General features: G+C 61.5%; 3 protein-coding genes. 1 reads left to right on the top strand and 2 read right to left on the bottom strand.

The window, feature by feature from the left end; translation table 11 throughout:
* Positions 1-743 (top strand): dienelactone hydrolase family protein (locus EN994_RS27040; RefSeq protein WP_164746236.1); only part of this gene is annotated, 743 nt, incomplete at its 5' end.
* Between the two features lie 9 nt (positions 744-752).
* Here the strand turns inward: EN994_RS27040 and EN994_RS27035 are convergent.
* Together EN994_RS27035 and EN994_RS27030 are read right to left on the bottom strand one after the other, a co-directional pair.
* Positions 753-1199, bottom strand: a complete 447-nt coding sequence (locus EN994_RS27035; protein WP_063168287.1) for a response regulator — start codon at positions 1197-1199, stop codon at positions 753-755.
* Positions 1196-2344: a histidine kinase dimerization/phosphoacceptor domain -containing protein gene (locus EN994_RS27030; protein WP_027160613.1), complete on the bottom strand. Its 1149-nt coding sequence runs from the start codon at positions 2342-2344 to the stop codon at positions 1196-1198. Before EN994_RS27030 ends, EN994_RS27035 begins: the two co-directional genes overlap by 4 nt.
* Between the last annotated feature and the right edge of the window lie 137 nt (positions 2345-2481).

Genomic DNA, 2481 nt, shown 5'->3' with positions numbered 1-2481 from the left:
CGCCTCTTCTGGCGGCAAATTCGGCGCAAGCAGGAATCGTCGCCGACAACGATCCGCGCGTGAAGGGCGAGGACATCAGCTACCGCGGCGGCAGCGGCGAGATGAAGGGCTATCTGGTCAAGCCGGCGAACCAGACGGGCAAGCTCGGTACCGTCATCGTCGTGCATGAGAACAGGGGGCTCAACCCGCATATCCGCGATGTGGCGCGGCGCGTGGCGCTGGAAGGCTTCGTGGCGCTGGCGCCGGATTTTCTGTCGCCGCTCGGCGGCACGCCGACCGACGAAGACAGGGCGCGCGACATGTTCGGCAAGCTCGATCCGGCGCAGACCATCGCTGACGGTGTTGCGACCGTCGCTTTCCTCAAGAGCGACAAAGACGGCAACGGCAAGGTCGGCGCTATCGGCTTCTGCTGGGGCGGTGGCACGGTCAACATGCTGGCCGTCAACGCGCCCGATCTCAGTGCCGGCGTTGCCTATTACGGCATGCAGCCGAAGGCCGCCGATGTATCCAAGATCAAGGCGGCCTTGCTGCTGCACTATGGCGGACTCGACGAGCGCATCAATGCCGGCATCGACGCCTTCAAGAAGGAACTCGACGCGGCGCATGTCGACTACACGGTCTATGTTTATGAAGGCGCCAACCACGCCTTCAACAACGATACGTCGGCGGCGCGCTACGACAAGAAGGCGGCTGACCTCGCCTGGGGCAGAACGATCGCCTTCCTTCGGGAAAAACTGAAATGACTTCAGCTGTCATGCCGCCGGCGCCCAGGCGGTTTCGAAGGCCGGCGACAGGGTGAAGCCGGCCGGCCGCGCCGAAACGGGGGGCGGGCGGCGCATGCCTTCCTGCAGGTACCGCAACGCCGACGTCAGCCCGTTCATCGTGTAAGGCTTGGCTATGACGCCGATCGCGCCGGCGAAATGATCGGGGATGCGCTTCGGATTGGCGGTCATGAACACCACCGTCGAACTCTTCCTTTCGCCTATGTACTTGGCCACGTCGATGCCGGACGGCCCGTCACTCAGATGGATGTCGACGAAGGCGATATCGGCTTCGGTCGCATCCGCCATGGCCATGGCTTCCGCCGAAGAGGTCGCCCAGCCGACGACGCTGTGGCCGGCGTCCTCGACAAGGCTCTCCAGCTCCATTGCCAGCAGCGCTTCGTCCTCGATGATCAGGACCTTGAGCGGCTCAATCATGACACATTCCCTTTTTCCTGAGGTTCGTTCGGGATCGAGATAACGACCTTCGTGCCGGGGCCGGTGTCGCGCCATTCGATCTCGGCATGCAACTGGCGGGCGAGCGATTTGATCAGCCGCATGCCGAACGAGGCATCGCCGTTGGCGTCGGCCATGCCGACGCCGTCGTCCGACACCTCGATATTCAAGTGGCCGTCGGGCTGGCTCATTTTGATGCCCAGGCGGCCGGCCGACATTCCGTCGGGCTTGGACTTGAAGGCATGCTTGAGAGCATTGGTGACGAGTTCGTTGACCATCAGAGCGACGGGCGTTGCCTTTTCCGCGGAAATGACGATCGGTTCCAGGTCGAGAGCCGGACTGATCTCAGAGCGCCCCGACGCCGTCAGCAGGTCTGTCACCAGATCCTTGGCGAAATCCGCCACATCGAACTTGCTGACGTCCTTCGACTGATAAAGCCGCCGATGCACGGTGCTCAGGGCTTCGATGCGCTCCAGCATGGTGGTCAACGAACGCCTGATCGCTTCGTCCCGTATGGTCCGCCGCTGCATAATGATGAGGGAAGAGATCATCTGCAGGTTGTTTTTCACCCGGTGATCCACCTCATGCAGCAAGGTGGTCTGCGCCTCGAGGGCGGCTTCCAGTTCCGCGGTGCGTTCCTTCACCGCCTTTTCGAAGCGGTCCTTGTCCGCGTTGATGCGACTCTCCGATTGTTTGCGATCCGAGACGTCGAGCTGCGATGCGAAAAAGAACTGCAAATCGCCTTTGTCGTTCGAAACGGGGCTGATGTAGAGCGCGTTCCAGAAGGTCGAGCCGTCCCTGCGGTAGTTCAGGATATCGACGCTGACATCGGTTTCATCCTCGATCGCCGCGCGTATCTGTTCGACAGCGGCCTTGTCGGTCTTCGGTCCCTGCAGGAAGCGGCAGTTCCTGCCCAGAACCTCATGACGCTCATATCCGGTCAGTCGCAGGAAAGCGTCATTGGCGAACACGATAGGATTGTCCTGCTGTCGGGGATCGGTAATGATCATCGACATGCGGGTGGCGCGGATAGCCGCCGCGAACGGATCGCCCTTGCCGTGCTCGACATGCAGATCGTCCGTCATGTGCCATGCGTCGGCAGGCTCCCTGGTCCGTTTCCATTCCATTCTGTCACTCCAAGCCATTTTCGCGGGTGACAACGGATCAGACGCCGATTTGGTTCAATCTTGAGCCTTCCTGTCGCAGTTCGTACCGAGAATCAGGCCTCCGGAGTTAGCCGGCCGATGCCGGCTTGTGGAAGGCG

The organism is Mesorhizobium sp. M7A.F.Ca.CA.002.09.1.1 (genome assembly GCF_003998555.1).
Classification (GTDB): Bacteria; Pseudomonadota; Alphaproteobacteria; order Rhizobiales; family Rhizobiaceae; genus Mesorhizobium; species Mesorhizobium ciceri.
Note: the sequence above shows the minus strand (reverse complement) of the source record. Positions and strands in the feature narration are given on the sequence as shown.

Coding starts and splice junctions, on each gene's coding strand:
- EN994_RS27035 (WP_063168287.1), bottom strand. CDS start 1,199: ATGATTGAGCCGCTCAAGGTCCTGATCATCGAGGACGAAGCGCTGCTG.
- EN994_RS27030 (WP_027160613.1), bottom strand. CDS start 2,344: ATGGAATGGAAACGGACCAGGGAGCCTGCCGACGCATGGCACATGACG.